Source organism: Nonomuraea sp. NPDC004186 (assembly GCF_053603495.1).
On sequence record NZ_JBSGFQ010000063.1, the window covers coordinates 41140 to 57743 of the forward strand.

15 protein-coding genes are annotated in these 16604 nt (G+C 72.0%); 10 read left to right on the forward strand and 5 right to left on the reverse strand.

What is annotated here, in order from left to right:
• Positions 1–10 precede the first annotated feature (10 nt).
• Positions 11–445 (forward strand): CBS domain-containing protein, encoded by a 435-nt coding sequence (locus ACWEPL_RS39585; RefSeq protein ID WP_350728925.1) that lies wholly within the window; start codon positions 11–13, stop codon positions 443–445.
• 55 nt (positions 446–500) lie between these two features.
• On the opposite strand, the gene ACWEPL_RS39590 is transcribed toward ACWEPL_RS39585, so the two are convergent.
• Both ACWEPL_RS39590 and erpA read right to left on the reverse strand, forming a co-directional pair.
• Positions 501–1487 (reverse strand): carbohydrate kinase family protein, encoded by a 987-nt coding sequence (locus ACWEPL_RS39590; protein ID WP_452439178.1) that lies wholly within the window; start codon positions 1485–1487, stop codon positions 501–503.
• 98 nt (positions 1488–1585) lie between these two features.
• On the reverse strand, positions 1586–1939 hold the full coding sequence (gene erpA / locus ACWEPL_RS39595; protein WP_192792115.1) for an iron-sulfur cluster insertion protein ErpA: 354 nt from the start codon (positions 1937–1939) through the stop codon (positions 1586–1588).
• 165 nt (positions 1940–2104) lie between these two features.
• Here erpA and nadA point away from each other — a divergent pair, with 165 nt between their 5' ends.
• Positions 2105–3256 carry a quinolinate synthase NadA gene (gene nadA, locus ACWEPL_RS39600; RefSeq protein ID WP_350728921.1) on the forward strand — a complete coding sequence of 384 codons (1152 nt, stop codon included), beginning with the start codon at positions 2105–2107 and terminating at the stop codon, positions 3254–3256.
• Positions 3257–3265: 9 nt separating this feature from the next.
• On the opposite strand, the gene ACWEPL_RS39605 is transcribed toward nadA, so the two are convergent.
• Together ACWEPL_RS39605 and ACWEPL_RS39610 are read right to left on the reverse strand one after the other, a co-directional pair.
• Positions 3266–4111 carry an alpha/beta fold hydrolase gene (locus ACWEPL_RS39605; protein ID WP_452439179.1) on the reverse strand — a complete coding sequence of 282 codons (846 nt, stop codon included), beginning with the start codon at positions 4109–4111 and terminating at the stop codon, positions 3266–3268.
• A 28-nt stretch (positions 4112–4139) separates the two neighbouring features.
• Complete coding sequence (locus tag ACWEPL_RS39610) at positions 4140–4976, reverse strand: NAD(P)H-binding protein (RefSeq protein WP_452439180.1); 837 nt, start codon at positions 4974–4976, stop codon at positions 4140–4142.
• Between the two features lie 80 nt (positions 4977–5056).
• Between ACWEPL_RS39610 and ACWEPL_RS39615 the strand changes: the two genes are divergently transcribed.
• The 7 genes from ACWEPL_RS39615 to ACWEPL_RS39645 all read left to right on the forward strand — a co-directional run bounded on the left by ACWEPL_RS39615 (position 5057) and on the right by ACWEPL_RS39645 (position 13994).
• The gene (locus tag ACWEPL_RS39615) at positions 5057–5659 is read left to right on the forward strand and encodes a TetR/AcrR family transcriptional regulator (RefSeq protein ID WP_452439181.1); all 603 of its coding nucleotides are present in this window, start codon (positions 5057–5059) and stop codon (positions 5657–5659) included.
• 198 nt (positions 5660–5857) lie between these two features.
• Complete coding sequence (locus ACWEPL_RS39620) at positions 5858–7477, forward strand: FAD-binding oxidoreductase (protein WP_452439182.1); 1620 nt, start codon at positions 5858–5860, stop codon at positions 7475–7477.
• 120 nt (positions 7478–7597) lie between these two features.
• Entirely contained in the window at positions 7598–8290 is a 693-nt protein-coding gene (locus ACWEPL_RS39625) for an EthD domain-containing protein (protein WP_363963450.1), read from the forward strand.
• Entirely contained in the window at positions 8290–9801 is a 1512-nt protein-coding gene (locus ACWEPL_RS39630; protein ID WP_363963448.1) for a GMC family oxidoreductase, read from the forward strand. Before ACWEPL_RS39625 ends, ACWEPL_RS39630 begins: the two co-directional genes overlap by 1 nt.
• An 11-nt stretch (positions 9802–9812) precedes the next feature.
• The gene (locus tag ACWEPL_RS39635) at positions 9813–11393 is read left to right on the forward strand and encodes a GMC family oxidoreductase (RefSeq protein ID WP_452439183.1); all 1581 of its coding nucleotides are present in this window, start codon (positions 9813–9815) and stop codon (positions 11391–11393) included.
• Between the two features lie 127 nt (positions 11394–11520).
• Entirely contained in the window at positions 11521–12609 is a 1089-nt protein-coding gene (locus ACWEPL_RS39640; protein WP_355191511.1) for an IS701 family transposase, read from the forward strand.
• The gene (locus tag ACWEPL_RS39645; RefSeq protein ID WP_452439184.1) at positions 12588–13994 is read left to right on the forward strand and encodes an ATP-binding protein; all 1407 of its coding nucleotides are present in this window, start codon (positions 12588–12590) and stop codon (positions 13992–13994) included. Before ACWEPL_RS39640 ends, ACWEPL_RS39645 begins: the two co-directional genes overlap by 22 nt.
• A gap of 3 nt (positions 13995–13997) precedes the next feature.
• Here the strand turns inward: ACWEPL_RS39645 and ACWEPL_RS39650 are convergent, their stop codons facing one another.
• A complete protein-coding gene (locus tag ACWEPL_RS39650) occupies positions 13998–15626 on the reverse strand; it encodes an FAD-dependent oxidoreductase (RefSeq protein WP_452439193.1) in 1629 nt (542 codons plus the stop codon).
• A 151-nt stretch (positions 15627–15777) separates the two neighbouring features.
• On the opposite strand from ACWEPL_RS39650, the gene ACWEPL_RS39655 reads away from it, so the two are divergent.
• Positions 15778–16602: a type 1 glutamine amidotransferase domain-containing protein gene (locus tag ACWEPL_RS39655; protein ID WP_363963443.1), complete on the forward strand. Its 825-nt coding sequence runs from the start codon at positions 15778–15780 to the stop codon at positions 16600–16602.
• Positions 16603–16604: the final 2 nt, after the last annotated feature.

Below are 16604 nucleotides of genomic sequence, written 5' to 3' on the forward strand. Positions count from 1 at the left end.
GGGGGAAGCCATGACCAGAGGACATCCGCACGAGACCGCCCGTGACGTGATGCATCCGGGGGCCGAGTGCATCGGCGCGCACGAGACGCTCGACCGGGCGGCCCAGCTGATGCGCAACATGAACGTGGGGGCACTGCCCGTGTGCGGCCCCGACGAGCGGGTGAAGGGGATCATCACCGACCGCGACATCGTCGTCAAGTGCATCGCCTCGGGGCACGACCCCTCGAGGACGACGGCGGGCGAGCTGGCCGGGGGCCTGGTCTTCGTCACCCCGGAGACGTCCGTGGACGAGACGCTCACGCTGATGGAGCAGCACCAGATCAAGCGGCTCCCCGTGCTGTCGGACAACCGCATCGTCGGCATGATCACCGAGGCGGACCTGGCCAAGCACCTGCCGGACGACAAGCTCGCCGAGTTCCTGCACCACGTCTACGCGAGGAGCTGAGCCGTGCGGGCCGCCCCGGGGCCGCTCACAGCGGGCCGGGGCGGCCGAGCGGCGCCTACGGGTGGTAGCAGCGCACGTGATCGGCGATGTCCGCCGTGGCCTCCTTGCCGTACGCGGCGCTGAACCGCTCGAGGAAGACCTGCTGCCCGAGCTCGTACTCCTGGCCGCCGACGCGCTCGAGCACGTGGGTGGCGGTCAGGTTGCCGACCTGGCCGCAGCGCTCCAGCGGCAGCCCCCAGGCCAGCCCCGACAGGAACCCGGCGCGGAAGGCGTCGCCGACGCCGGTGGGGTCGGCCTTGCCCAGCTCGGGGGCGGGGGCGACGTGGATGGACGGCTCGCCCCTGCGGTCGATGACGGCGCCCTTGGGGCCGAGCGTGGTGATCCGGACGCCGACCCGGTGCAGGATCTCCTCGTCGGACCAGCCGGTCTTCTGCTCGATGAGCCCCTTCTCGTAGTCGTTGGAGAAGAGGTAGGCGGCGCCGTCGACGAGCTGGCGGATCTGCTCGTCGGCCATGCGCGCGAGCTGCTGGGAGATGTCGGCGGCGAACGGGATGCCGCGCTGGCGGCACTCGTCGGTGTGGCGCAGCATCGCGTCGGGGTCGTTGGGGCTGATCAGCACCAGGTCGAGGCCGTCCAGACGGTCGGCGACGGGCTTCAGCTCGATCAGCCGTGCCTCTGCCATGGCCCCGGTGTAGAACGAGGCGATCTGGTTGTGGTGCTGGTCGGTCGTGCACAGGAAGCGCGCGGTGTGCTGGGTCTCCGAGATGTGCACGGAGTCACAGTCGACGCCGTGGCGCTCCAGCCACGAGCGGTAGTCGGCGAAGTCGTTGCCGACGGCTCCCACGAGAACCGGCTTGAGGCCGAGGCAGGCCATGCCGAACGCGATGTTCGCGGCGCAGCCGCCACGACGGATCTGAAGGTCATCGACCAGGAACGAGAGTGACACCCGATCGAGCTGCTCGGCGATGAGCTGTTCGCCGAAGCTTCCTGGGAAGGTCATCAGGTGGTCTGTCGCGATTGAGCCGGTAACGGCGATGCGCACGGGATTCTTCTTCCTCGTTGTCAGCAGGCCTATGAGCCCCACGAGAATACGCGAAGGTCCCGCACGCACAAAGGCGAGCGGGACCCGGCGGCCACCGACTAGTTGAAGGAGTCACCACAGGCGCAGGAGCCCGTGGCGTTGGGGTTGTCGATGGTGAACCCCGACTTCTCGATCGTGTCGACGAAGTCGATCGAGGCCCCCATCAGGTAGGGAGCGCTCATGCGGTCGGTGACCACGCTGACTCCCCCGAAGTCCGACACCACGTCGCCGTCCATCGACCGGTCGTCGAAGAAGAGCTGGTAGCGCAGGCCGGAGCAACCACCCGGCTGCACGGCGACCCGCAGCTGCAGACCTTCCTCACCCTGCTGCTCAAGCAGGCTCTTGACCTTGGCGGCGGCCGCGTCAGTCAGGATCAGGCCCTGCGCCGTGGTCTCGCTGCTCTCAACCGTCATCTGCTGACTCCCTAACCCGGCTGTCTGTTTCCGACGTCCTACTAATGACGCTACCAACACCTGGCCCATGCCACACATTCCCGGGGCCGCCGCCCCCCGTAATAAGGAGGTATCCCCCATATGTCATGATGAGTATCGTCACTTCGACGATAAGGGGGTTTGGCCATGGCCACCCAGACTGGGCTGCCGCTCTACGTCCTCGGCCAGGGCGCCGATCCGCACAGCGAGAAGGGGGTCGAGTGCCCGGGCGAGCTGCCGCCCGCCTCGGACCCCGACCTGGTGGAACGGGCCCGCAAGGCGAAGGAGGCGCTCGGCGACCGGCTGTTCGTGCTCGGGCACCACTACCAGCGCGACGAGGTCATCCAGTTCGCCGACGTCACGGGCGACTCGTTCAAGCTCGCCCGGCTCGCGGCGGCCAGGCCGGAGGCGGAGTTCATCGTCTTCTGCGGCGTGCACTTCATGGCAGAGTCGGCCGACATCCTGACCGGCGACCACCAGAGGGTGGTGCTGCCGGACCTGGCGGCCGGCTGCTCGATGGCGGACATGGCCACGTTCGACCAGGTCGAGGAGTGCTGGGAGGCCCTGGAGGACGCCGGCCTGGCCGATCAGGTGATCCCGGTCACGTACATGAACTCCAGCGCCGACATCAAGGCCTTCTGCGGCAGGAACGGCGGCGCGGTCTGCACCTCCTCCAACGCCCGCCGCGCCCTGGACTGGGCGTTCTCGCGCGGCGAGAAGGTCCTGTTCCTGCCCGACCAGCACCTGGGCCGCAACACGGCGGTGCTGGAGATGGGCATGTCCCTGGAGGACTGCGTCGTCTGGAACCCGCACCGCCCCAACGGCGGCCTCACCCAGGAGCAGCTGGAGCGGGCCAGGATGATCCTCTGGCGCGGCCACTGCTCGGTGCACGGCCGCTTCACGGCGGAGTCGGTCGACGACGTGCGCGCGCGCATCCCCGGCGTGAACGTCCTGGTGCACCCGGAGTGCCGGCACGAGGTCGTGCTCAAGGCGGACCACGTGGGCTCGACCGAGCACATCATCCAGACCCTGGAGGCGGCCCCCGCGGGCTCCAGCTGGGCGATCGGCACCGAGCTGAACCTGGTGAAGCGGCTGGCGCAGATGTTCCCCGACAAGAGCATCTCGTTCCTGGACAAGACGGTCTGCTACTGCTCGACCATGAACCGGATCGACCTGCCGCACCTGGTGTGGGCCCTGGAGTCCCTGGTGCTCGGGGAGGTCGTCAACCAGATCACGGTGGACGAGGACACCGCCCACTGGGCCCGGGCGGCCCTGGACCGCATGCTCGCCCTCCCCTGACCCACCCCTCTAATCCCTGCCGGCCACGAACGCGCCCACCGCGGCCCGGAAACCCTCCGGATCCTCGACCCAGGGCAGGTGACCGGCGCCCGGCAGGGTCACCCGCGAGACGTCCGGCAGCGCCCGCTCCAGCGAGTCCACCGCCCGGCGGGGCCGGATGTCCTCGGCCCCATCGATGATCAGCACCGGCACCGCCAGCGCCGCGCAGGCGTCCCGCAACGCGGGTGTGCCCCAGTCACGCCTGCCCTCGGCGTTCAGGACGGCGTTGCACTCGAAGTTGACGCCGAGCCAGGGGGTCGCCATGCGTTCGGCGTGCTCCATGGCCCGGCCGCGGTCGGCGAAGTCCGCCGTCCACTGCAGCACCGCGAACTCACGGTCCTCGGCGGCCGTGCGTTCGCGGCTCTCCAGCGCCGCCCAGCGCTCCACGTCCCCGCTCACCGCGCCGCGCAGGCGGAGCCGGTACTCCTCGCGCCAGGTGTCGCCCGGGTCGATGCCCGTGCCGGAGACGTAGACCAGGCCGCGTACGCGCTCGGGGTGGTCCAGGGCGTACCGCAGGGCCAGCTGGGCGCCCCACGAGTGGCCCAGCAGCACCATCGACTCCAGGCCGAAGTGGCGGCGGACGGCGTCGAGGTCCGCCACCGTCCGGGCCGTCGAGTACGGCCCGACCCGCTGCGAGCGACCGCAGCCGCGCTGGTCCCACCGGTGGACGGCCGCGACGCCGGACAGCAGCCCGGCCACGTCCTCGAAGGTGTCCCACAGGCCCGGCCCGCCATGACAGAAGACGACGGGACGGCCCTCGCCGCTCCGCACCGCCCAGAGCCGCACGCCGTCGTCGGTCAGCACCGTCTCGTCCATGGAGGGCATGATCCCGCGTGGGCGGGGCTCAGCGGAAGGCGGCGGCGTTGCGCCGGGCCCAGGCGGCGAACGGCTGAGGGGCCCGGCCGAGCACGCGCTCGACGTCCGGGCTGATCCGCCGCTCGGCCTCGGTCGGCTCGCCGAGGATGTCCAGCGTGGTGTCCGCGACCGGCGGGGGCATGAACGCCAGCATCTGCGCGCGGGCCTCCTCGCGGGTCTGCTCGACGAACGCGACCGGCTCGCCGATCGCCTGGCCGATGGCCTCGGCGTTCTGCCGCGGGGACACCGCCTCCGGCCCGGTGAGCTCGTAGGTCCGGCCGTCGTGACCCGGCTCCCGCAGCACGGCGGCGGCCACCGCGGCGATGTCGTCGGGGTCGATGATCGGCAGCCCGACGTCTCCGAACGGCGCCGCGACCGTGCGGTCCGCGCGGATCGACCCGGCCCAGGCGTACCTGTTGGAGGCGAATCCGCCCGGCCGCAGGATCGTCCACCGCGCTCCCGAGCCGACGACAGCGCGTTCCACCTCCGCCCCGAAGCGGCCGTGGGACGCGCTGTCCGGGCGGGTCACCACGCCCTGCGAGGAGAGCAGGACGGTCCTGCCCGGCCCGCTCACCGCGGCGACGATCTCCTTGGGCTCGACGGCGAACAGGTCGCCGCCCGTGAGGAGGAACACCGCGTCCGCGCCCTCCAGCGCCGCGCTCATGCTGCCGGGGTCGGCCAGGTCGGCGGCGACCGCCCGCACGCCCTGCGGCACGTCGGCGTCGGTGATGCGGCGGGACACGGCGGTGACCTGCTCCCCCGCCTCGGCCAGCAGCCGGACCAGCGTCCGCCCGACGTTCCCCGTGGCTCCCGTGACAACGATCATGATCTCTCCCAGTTGTTAGTTAGTCGGCTGACTCACTTGAGGGAGACCCTAGCACGGCTCAGCCGCATATAGTTAGTCAGGTGACTGACTCAACGGGTTCGCGGGCGAGGACCGCGGCCGCCAAGCGCCAGCGGCTGATGGCCGCCGCCGCCCAGGTCGTGCACCGGCAGGGGGCGGAGCGCACCACCATCGCCGACATCGCCCACGCCGCCGACGTCCCCGTGGGCAACGTGTACTACTACTTCAAGACCAAGGACGACCTGGTCGCCGCCGCCCTCGCCGAGCACGCGCGGCAGCTGGGGCTCCTCACCGACCGCCTGGACGGGCTCGACGACCCGAGGGAGCGGCTGAAGGCCCTCGTGGAAGGGTGGGCCAGCCAGCGCGAGCTCGCGGCCCGCTACGGCTGCCCGACCGGGACGCTCGCCGCGGAGCTGGACAAACGCCCCGAGGGCGGCCTGGACGCGGAGGCCGGCCGCGTCATCCGGCTGCTGCTGGACTGGGTCGAGCGCCAGTTCCGCGAGCTCGGCCGGCCTGACCCCTGGGACCTCTCCCTGACGCTGGTGGGCGCCTACCAGGGCATGTCCCTGCTGGCCAACGCCCTGCGCGACCCCGACGTCATGACCCGCCAATGCGCCCGCCTGCTCGACTGGCTCGACTCCCTGCCCGAGGCCCCCGCCGCCTGAAGGCCTCGGCCCCCGCCGGGCACGTACTTCGTGACGTCCGCCGCCCTCTTCGTGAGGTGGGCGGCCGGAGGTAACGGACTCCGATCCTTTTTCGCGGCATCCGCAGGAGGCCGGGACACCATGAGGATGTCCTGACGATCACCCTCCGCGGAACCGCACGGAGGGCTCCCACGTGGAGAATCTCCAGAAGGAGCGATCATGGAACGTCCGTCGAGGCGGGGATTACTGGGTGGCGCCGCGCTGGTGGCGGGTGCCGTGACGTTGCCCGCGTCCCCCGCCGGAGCCGCCGTGTCATCCGGCGGACCGGTCACGGGTCCGGTCACCGTGTACCCTGCCGACCCCCGCTACCAGGAGCTGACCGTGGGCTACAACCAGCGCTGGGTCGGCGCGCCCGACTATGTGCGCGTGGTCAGCTCGACCGCCCAGGTCGTCGCCGCGGTGCAGGAGGCGGTCGACGCGGGCAAGCGGATCTCGGTGGTGTCCGGCGGCCACTGCCTGGCCCCGTTCGTGTTCAACTCCGACGTGGACGTCGTCATCGACCTGTCCGGGCTGGACGAGGTGTACTTCGACCAGCAGCGGGGCGCGTTCGCGGTCGAGGGCGGCGCCCGGCTGTCGGGCGTCTACGACACGTTGTTCAAGAAGTGGGGCGTGACCATCCCCGGCGGGATGTGCCCCACGGTCGGCATCGGCGGCCATGCCACCGGCGGCGGGTACGGCTTCCTGTCCCGGCAGCTCGGGGCCGTGATCGACCACCTGGCGGCGGTCGAGGTCGTGGTCGTGGACCGCTCGGGCACCGCCCGCGCCGTGACGGCCTCGCGCGATCCGGGCGACCCCAACCGCGACCTGTGGTGGGCGTGCGCCGGCGGCGGGGGCGGCAACTTCGGCATCGTCACCCGCTTCTGGTTCCGGACGCCGGGCACGACCGGCTCCAACCCGAGCCGCCTGCTCGTCAACCCGCCCAAGGACGTGCTGCTCAGCGCCGTCGGCATCCCGTGGAGCATGCTGGACCGCGCGAAGTTCGCCACCCTGGTCACGAACTGGGGCGCCTGGTACGAGGGACACGCCGCGCCCGACTCCCCCGCCAGGATCCTGTCCGGCGTCGCGTCGCTGGCGCACCGCTCGAGCGGAAACGTCTTCCTGCTGACCCAGGTCGACGCCACCGCCCCCGACGCGGCGCGGATCCTCGGCGACTACCTGGGGGCCCTGACCGCCGGACTCGGCGTCGACGCCGTGGTGGCGGCCCAGCCGGCGCAGCGGCTCCCGTGGTTGCGCGCGGTCAAGTTGATCGCCGCCAGCATCCCCTCGTTCATCAACCCGACGCTGCGCGGCTCCTCCAAGTCGGCCTACCTGCGGCGCTCGTACACGGCCGAGCAGGCGGGCGCGATGTACGACGCGCTCACCCGTACGGACTTCGCCAACCCGGCGGCCGCGGTGACCCTGGCCGGGTTCAGCGGCGGCGCGATCAACGCCGTCCCCGCCACGCGGACCGCTCTGGCGCATCGCGACGCCGCGTTCTGGACGCTGTTCGAGACCCAGTGGCAGGACCCGGCCGCCGACGCCGCCAACATCGGCTGGCTGCGCGACCTGTACGGCTCGGTGTGGGCGGCCACCGGCGGCTACCCGGTGCCCGGCGACCAGGCCGACGGCTGCTACATCAACAACCCCGACCCCGACATCACCGACCCCGCGTTCAACCGCTCGGGTGTGCCGTGGCAGACGCTGTACTACAAGGGCAACTACGCCAGGCTCCAGCAGGTCAAGGCGGCCTACGACCCCCGCAACGTCTTCCGGCACGCGCAGTCGGTCTCGCTGCCGTAGCGGCACCTGGCCAAGTGCCGCACCGTACTTGACTTTGTCAGCGCGGCGCCGCCGGGCCCGCTTCCCGGCGCGGATGCGCGCTCCTAGCGTCGGACACACCGAGTGACGGAGGAGAACACCGTGATCCATCAACTCATCTTCGCCGCGCCCAAGCCCGGGATGACGGAGGAGGAGTTCCAGCAGTACTGGCTGAACGTGCACGCCGTCCGGTACGCGAGCAAGATCCCGCAGATCAGGAAATACCTGATCGACACCCGGATCCCGCTCCGGCCCGACGAGGGCGAGCCGCTGTGGAGCGGCGTCGCGGAGATCTGGCTGCGCGACGAGCGGGAGCAGCTCGAGTCGCTGCAGACGCCCGAGTTCCTGGAGGGCGCGCGGGCCGACGAGCCGCGCTGGGCGGCGTTCTGGCGCACGCTCGTGCTCGACACCGACGCGCACGAACTGGTGCCGGGGCCCGAGCTCGCCCCGCCGTCGGGCGTGAAGCTGATCGTGCTGGTCAAGCGGAAGGAAGGGCTGCCGCTGGCCGACTTCAGGAGCGCCGACCTCGGCCCGCACGCCGAACTGGTCGCGCAGGTGCCGGGGCTGCGCCGATACCTCCAGTGCCACGTCAGGGACGGCGCGTACGCCATCGGCGAGGCGGTGCTCGACGCCGCCCACCTCCTGTGGTTCGACGACAGGGACGCCATGGAGGCCGCGCTCGCCTCGCCCGAGTACGCCAAGGTCGTGGCCGACATGGAGACGCTGGTCGAGCCGAGGTACGTGCACCGGATGGCCGTCACCGAGCACTGGGTCATCGGGCCGGAGAGCCGCTGATGTCCGCCGGTGACCAGAAGAGGGAATACGACTACATCGTCGTGGGCGCCGGCGCGGCCGGGGCGGTCGTCGCCGCCAGGCTCGTCGAGCGGACCGAGGCACGCGTGCTCCTGCTGGAGTCCGGCGGCGACGCCGGCCTGGCGGCCATCCGCCAGACGGGCATCCCCGGCATGGCCTCGCTGTGGCAGGACCCCGCCGTCACCTGGCCGTACGTCACGGTCCCGCAGGCCGGGCTGGGCTGGCGGACGATCCCGCTGCCCCAGGGGAAGGTGCTGGGCGGCGGCAGCTCGGTCAACGCCATGCTGTACGTCCGGGGCAACCGCCGCGACTACGACGGCTGGGCCGCCCAGGGCAACGAGGGCTGGTCGTACGACGAGGTGCTGCCCTGCTTCAAACGGGCCGAGGACTACGAGGAGGGCGCCGGGCCGTACCACGGGGCGGACGGGCCGATGAAGGTGGCCCGCCTGTCGTCGATGTCGGAGGTGTCGCGCGCCTTCCTCCAGGCCGCCTCCGAGCTGGGCTTCCCCGGCGGGGAGGACTGGGACTACAACGGCGCCGCGCAGGAGGGCGCCTTCGCCTACCAGTCCACCAGGACGAAGGACAACCAGCGATCGAGCACGGCGTCCGCCTACCTCGACCCGCTGCGCGGCCATCCCCGCCTCACCGTCGAGACCGGCGCGACGGCGACCCGCGTGCTGCTGGACGGCACGACGGCCACGGGCGTGGAGTACCTGCGCGACGGCGCGCTCCACCGCGCCGGGGCGAGCGCCGAGGTGATCGTCTCCTGCGGCGCGCTCGCCACGCCCAAGCTGCTGATGCTCTCCGGGATCGGCCCGGCCGAGGCCCTGCGCGAGCACGGTCTCGCGGTCGCCGCCGACCTGCCCGGCGTGGGCGCCAACCTGCACGACCACCTCATCCTCGGTGTGGCCTACGCCGCGCGGTCGATCCTGCCGCTGCCCGAGCTGCTGGCGGAGGCGGGGCTGTTCCCACCGGACGACCCCGATCTCCAGATGCTGTTCGGCCCCGTGCAGTTCGTGGCCGACGAGTACCGCGTCGACGGGCCCGCCTTCACCTTCGCCCCCGTGCTCGCGCGGCCGCGCAGCAGGGGCAGGCTCGCCCTGCGGTCGGCGGACCCCGCCGACGCGCCCCTGGTCGACCCCCATTACCTCGAGGACCCGGCCGACCTGGCGGCGCTCGTGCGCGGGATCGAGCTGTCCAGGGAGCTGGCGCACAGCAGCTCGATGTGCTCGTTGCACGACCGCGAGAGCGCGCCCGGCCACGGCGCCGACCTGCCCGCCTACGTCCGCGCCACCGCGACCACCGTGTGGCATCCGGTGGGGACCTGCCGCATGGGTCGCGACCCGCTGGACGTGGTCGACGCGGCGCTGCGCGTGCACGGCGTCGAGCGGCTGCGCGTCGCCGACGCCTCGATCATGCCGTCCATCCCCGCGGGCAACACCGCCGCCGCCACCGTCATGATCGGGGAGCGCGCGGCCGACCTGCTCACATGAAGGAGCCGACCGTGCCAGACAGCTACAGGTACATCGTCATCGGCGCCGGCGCGGCCGGATCGGTGGTGGCCGCCCGGCTCAGCGAGGATCCCGACGCCTCCGTTCTCCTCCTCGAGGCGGGCGACGCACAGGTCACTGACGCGGTAACGACGCCGTGGCGGTGGAACGAGGTGCTGCTGACCGACCTGGACTGGGCGTACATGAGCGAGCCCCAGCCCGGTCTGGACGGCAACCGCGTCTACTCGGCCGCCGGCCGGGGCCTGGGCGGCACCTCGAACATCTACCACATGATGCACACCAGGGGCCGTCCCCAGGACTACGACGACTGGGCCTACCACGGGTGTCCCGGCTGGTCCTTCGACGACGTGCTGCCGTGGCTGCAGCGCCTGGAGGACCAGCGCGACGGGCACAACCCGCTGGCCGGCAAGGACGGTCCGATGACCGTGGCCGACGCGGGCGAGACGGGCAACCCGGTGTCGGAGACGTTCATCGAGGCCTGCGTCGAGCTCGGCCATCCGCGCCTGGACGACTTCAACGCGGGCCTGTTCGGCGCGGGCTGGCACCACGTGAACATCAAGGACGGCCGGCGCAGGGGCGCCCGCGAGTCGTACCTGGATCCCGCGCTCGACCGGCCCAACCTCACGGTGCTGACCGCGGCCCTCGCGGCACGGCTGCTGTTCGAGGGGACGCGCTGCGTCGGCGTGGAGTACCTGCGCGAGGGCCGCACGCACACGGCGCGGGCCGAGGCCGAGGTGGTGCTGTGCGCGGGCGCCATCCAGTCGCCCAAGCTGCTGCTGCTGTCGGGCCTGGGCCGGGCCGGCGACCTGGCCGAGCTCGGCATCCCGGTCGTGGCCGACCTGCCCGGGGTCGGGGCCAACTTCCACGACCACCCGCTGGTCATCGGGCCGATCGGCTACCTGGCCGAGCCGGGCGACGACCCGCGCGGCAACGTCACCGAGGTCGCGCTCTTCTGCGGGTCGCAGGACGGGCTGCCCGTCCCCGACCTGGAGGTCGCGCTGGTGCACCGCGCGCCGTTCGGCGAGAAGTTCTTCGCCAACGTCATCCGCCGCGTGCAGACCGGCCAGCCGGTCGCGCCGGTGCGGGAGCTGGTGGACCCGCACGTGATCCTCAGCCTGACCGGCCTGGTGTCGCCGGTCTCACGGGGATGGGTACGGCTGGCGGGCACCGACCCGACCGCCTACCCGCGGATCAACGCCAACTACTTCGGCGACCCGGTCGACCTGGAGCGCACGGTCACCGCCGTGGAGGTCGCCCGGGACATCTACCGCACCAAGGCGTTCACCGGCCGGTGGGGGCTGGCCGAGGTCGCCCCCGGGCCCGGCGTGACCACCCGCGAGGAACTGCGCGCCTGGGTGAAGGCCAACACCGGGTCGTACTACCATTTCGCCGGCTCCTGCCGGATGGGCACCGACGCCTCGGCCGTGGTCGACCCCCGGCTGCGGGTGCGCGGCGTGGAGGGGCTGCGCGTGGCCGACGCCTCCGTCATGCCCTCGCTGGTCAACGCGCATCCGCACACCACGGTCGTGATGATCGGCGAGCGCGCGGCCGACCTCGTCCGTACCTCTGGGTAGAAGTCCCACAGGTAGAAGTCTCATAAGTGGCAGCGAGAGTGCCAGCACAACCTCGTCCTGTCAGCCGGCCCGGAACATTTCAATAATTCGAGGAAAGGGGGATGTTCAATTTATAGGGGTTGGTCGCATGGCCATCTACTCGGATTTGCATTCGCGAGAGTTTTGGCTCTCTCCTTTCTGTGAGGACCTGTTCACGTCCTTCCTCCGCTCCGATCAGCGCCGATGGGGCGAGGTCTACGTCCACGGCCTGGTCTCCGTCCCGGGCCGCAAGTCGATCCGCCGGATCTCCAACCACGTCGTGGGGCGGCCCGTCGACCAGTGCCTCCAGCAGTTCATCAACCAGAGCCCCTGGGACTGGGCGCCCGTACGGCAGCGCCTGGCCCAGCTGCTCGTCGAGGCGATCCGCCCGAAGGCGTGGGTGCTGGAGGAGGTCGTCTTCCCGAAGAACGGGTCCAAGTCGGTGGGCGTGGCGCGGCAGTTCGCCAACTCCGCGGGCCGCCTCCTCAACTGCCAGATCGGCCTGGCGGTCGTGATGGTGGGAGAGGACGGCGGCTGCCCGGTCAACTGGCGGCTGCTGCTGCCCCGCTCGTGGGACGAGGACGACGGCCTGCGCAGCCGGGCCCGCGTACCGGCCCACGAGCACAGCCGGCCCCACTGGCGGCACCTGCTGCAGGCCGTCGACGAGATGGTGGTCGACTGGGGGCTGCCTCCGGCGCCCATCGTGGTGGACGGCAGGTCGATGCCCGGCGTGGAGCTCCTCCTCGCCGGGCTCGCCGAGCGCGGGCTGCCCTACCTCGTCCGCGTCTCCCCCGGCACGCTGCCGGCCGGCGGGTCCGGCCTGCCCGCCCGCCCGGTGCTGGAGCCGTTACGGCCCCGGCTGCAGGTGGTGCAGGGGCAGGCGGGCACGCGGCCCCTGTACCAACAGCAGGGGCAGGGCCACCGCTGGTACCCGCGCTCGGGGGCGCGGGCGATGTGGCTGACCGACCTGGGCCGCAACCGGGTGTCCGACCTGGCGGGACTGGTCGGGCTGCGCAACAGGGCGGCGTCCGTGCTCGCCTCGGTCGCCGCCGAGTCCGGCCTGCAGCACTTCGAGGGCCGCTCCTTCCAGGGCTGGCACCACCACGTCACGCTGGTGTCGGTGGCCCACGCGTACCGGCTGCTGGGCGGCCTGGACGGACGGGAATCGGAGGAACTGTGCCTGCGCCCGCATGGCTGACCGCCCGGCTCTCCGCGATCGAGCTGTTCGCCGGGCTGTCGGACGCGCAGCTCGACTGGCTCGCGTGCGCCGGGACCGTCAGGGAGCTCGGCGAGGGGCAGGCGCTGTTCGTCGAGGGTGCGCCGGCCGACGGCTTCTACATCCTGCTGGACGGCGAGATCGTGGTCTCGAAGCTGGTCGGCGGGCGGGAGCAGGTGCTCACCCGGCACCTCGGCGACGCGCTGGAGCACCAGTTCATCGGCGAGCTCCCGCTGCTCACCAGCGACGAGTACCTGGCCACCGCGCTGGCCGTGGGGCCGGCGCGGGTCGTGGCCTACGGCAAGGACGCGTTCTTCGACATGCTGGAGCGCTGCCCGCAGGTCTGCCGGGTGCTGCTGCCGGTGCTGGCCGGGCGCATCAACGCCATGGAGCGCCAGGCCGGGCGCAGCCGCATGCTGGAAGGGCTGGGCATGCTGGCGGCCGGCCTGGCCCACGAGCTGAACAACCCGGCGGCGGCCGCGCTGCGGGCCGCGCGGGAGCTGCGCGACCTCGCGCCCCGGCTGGCCGCCACCGCGGTCGAGTGGGGGCGCACGGGCGAGGAGACCGAGGTGCGGCTCGTCGTGGGGTTCCAGGACCGGGTGGGCTCCGGGGCCGCGCTGGACCCGCTGGCCGAGGCGGAGGCGGCCGACGACGTCGCCGACTGGCTCCGCGAACAGGGCCTCGGCCCCGACCGGGCCGTCGAGCTGGCCGACGACCTCGCCGAGCACGGTGTGGACCGCGCCGCGCTCGACGAGCTGGCCGCCGGGCTGCGGCCGGACGCGCTCGCCGCGGCGCTGGCGTACCTGGTGCCGGTGCTGCGCATCCGGACGCTCGCCGGCGACGCGGCCGAGGCCGCCGAGCGGGTGGTGGAGCTGGTACGGCGCACCTCGGCGTACACGAACCTGGACCGCGCGCCCCAGCGGGACGCCGACCTGCGCGAGGGCCTGGAGGCCACGCTGGCCCTCATGGCGCCCAAGCTGCGCAACATCCGCGTGCGCCGGGAGTACGGCGGCGTCCCCGACCTCCAGGCCTTCCCCAGCGAGCTCAACCAGGTCTGGACCAACCTCATCGACAACGCCGTGGACGCCATGGGCGGCGAGGGCGAGCTGACGATCAGCACCAGGCGGGAGGGCGACCACGCCGTGGTGGAGTTCCGCGACACGGGACACGGCATCCCCGCCGAGGCGCTGCCGAACGTGTTCCAGCCCTTCTTCACCACCAAGGATCTGGGCAAGGGGACCGGTCTCGGGCTCCACGTCAGCATGGACATCGTGGCGCAGCGGCACGGCGGCACGATGGAGGTCGACTCGCGGCCGGGCGACACGCGGTTCGTGGTGCGGCTGCCGCTGGCCCGGGTCCCCGAGTAGGGGTCAGCTCTCCGAGTGGTAGCGGTGGATCATCGACACCGCCATGGCGCCCTCGCCGACACCCGAGGCCAGCCGCTTGACGGAGTTGGCGCGCACGTCGCCGGCCGCGAACACGCCCGGCACGCTCGTCTCCAGCAGCAGCGGCTGCCTCGGCAGGTCCCAGCTGGCCAGCCCCGCCACCGGACCGAGGTCGGGGCCGGTCAGCAGGAAGCCGTGGGCGTCCCTGCGCACGAGGTCGTCCAGCCACTCGGTGCGCGGCCGGGCGCCGATGAACACGAAGACGTGCTCGGCCTCCCGCGTGGTCAGCTCGCCGCTGCGGGTGTCGCACAGCGTGATGCGCTCCAGCCGGTCCACGCCGCCGGTGGCGACCACGCGGGTGTTCGTCATGACCGTGATGTTGCCCGTCGCGGCGATCTCGTCCACCAGGTACGCGGACATGCCGCTGGCCAGGCTGTCCGCGCGCACCACCATGGTGACGTGGCAGGCGTGCCGGGAGAAGTGCAGCGCCGCCTGGCCGGCGGAGTTGGCGCCGCCCACGATCCACACCTGCCGCCCCACGCATGACTCGGTCTCCGTCAGGGCCGCGCCGTAGTAGATGCCGGCCCCCTCGAAGCGGGCCGCGTCCTCGGCGTCGAGACCGCGGTACGACAGGCCCGGCGACAGCAGCACGGTGGCCGCGGTGATCTCCTTGCCGTCGGACAGGTTCAGCACGCAGGCCCGGCCGGCCCGGCTCAGCCGCCTGGCCTCGACCGGGGCCAGCACGTCCACGCCGAACCTGCGGGCCTGCGCCATCGCGCGGTTGGTCAGATCGACGCCGGAGATGCCGGACGGGAAGCCGAGGTAGTTCTCGATCCGGCTGGAGGTGCCGGCCTGGCCGCCCGGGACGTACGCCTCGATGAGCAGCGTCGCCATCCCCTCGGACGAGGCGTAGACCGACGCGGCCAGCCCGGTCGGGCCGCCTCCGACGATCGCCACGTCGTAGTGCGGGTGGCTGAGCTCCGTCGCCAGGCCCAGGGCCGCCACCACCTCGCCGTGCCCGGGGCGGGCCATGCGGCGCCCGTCGGGCAGCACGACCTCGGGGACCTCCGGGGCGCCCGGCTCCGCCTCCTCGAACCTGAACGGCAGGCGGTAGCGGGTCAGCAGGTCGCGCAGCCGGTGCGTGGCGGGCGCGAACCGGTGGCCGACCAGGCGGATCCCCTGGTACGGGGGCTCGTGGGCGGACTCCCAGTCCGACAGCAGGTCGTCGAGCACGGGGTAGAGCCGCTCCTCCGGCGGCTCCCACGGCTTGACGAGATAGTGGTCCAGCCGCACCTCGTTGATCGCCGAGATGGCGACGCTCGTGTCGGCGTAGGCCGTCAGGAGGACGCGGCGGGCTGCAGGGAAGCGCCGGCCGGCCTCCACCAGGAACTCGATCCCGGTCATCTCGGGCATGCGCTGGTCGGAGAGGATCAGCGCGACCTCCTCACGGCGCTCGCGCAGCCGGTCGAGGATCCGCATGGCCTCCACCGGCGACCCCGACGCCACCACCCGGTAGCGCTCCTGGTAGGCGCGGGACAGATCGCGCCGCACCGCGCGGAGCACGTGATCGTCGTCGTCCACGGCCAGCAGAACCGGCCGCCGCTGCTCGGGCATCACGACCCCCAGAATCGGCTAAGGCCATTGTTCCGTCATTTTCCGGGCGGCCGCCCCCGGCACCTGACGAAGTGCCGGCGACTTTCACGGACTTGACGGAATAGGCGGGCCGGGCTTGTCCTGGAAAACCACATATTGTTTGAATCCACGCATGACGCGCACCATTCTTATTGTTCTCTCCGAGTACGGATATTGGGGAGAGGAACTCGTCGGCCCGCTGGCCGCCTTCGACCGGCAGGGCTACCGGAGCGTGTTCGCCACCCCCACCGGCAAGCGCGCGCGGGCACTGCCGCCCAGTCTCGACCCCGGGTACGTGGATCCGCCGCTGGGCCGCTCCGTGACCACGCCGGAGGTGGCCGTGGCCGCCAGGCAGCTCGACGAGTCGGACCGGCTGGACTCCCCGGTCAGCCTCGCCGAGTGGATCCCCGAACGCCCCTACAACAGCGAGGACGGATACCTCCGCAAGGTCGAGGCCTACTACCGGGAGCTCGGCCGGCTGGACCGGGACGTCGAGAAGTACGACGCCCTGGTCCTCGTGGGCGGCAGCGGCCCGATCGTGGACCTGGCCAACAACGGCCGGGTGCACGACCTGATCCTCTCCTTCGTCCGGGCGGACAAGCCGGTGCTCGCCGAGTGCTACGGCGTCGCCTGCCTGGCCTTCGCCCGCGACTGGGAGGACCGTGCGAGCATCCTGCGCGGCAAGCACGTGACGGGCCACTGCAAGGAGTACGACTACAAGGACGGCACGGGCTTCCTGGGAGTGGACTTCAACATGGGGCCGCCGCCGTACCCGCTGGAGTACATCCTGCGCGACGCCACCGCGCCCGACGGCCGCTACCACGGCAACGTGGGCAAGGAGACGTCGGTCATCGTGGACCACCCGTTCGTGACGGGCCGCTCGACCCCCGACTCGTACCTGTCCGGCGAGAAGCTGGTCGAGGTGCTCGAGTCCGGCCTGCGCCGTTACGGCTGGTGACC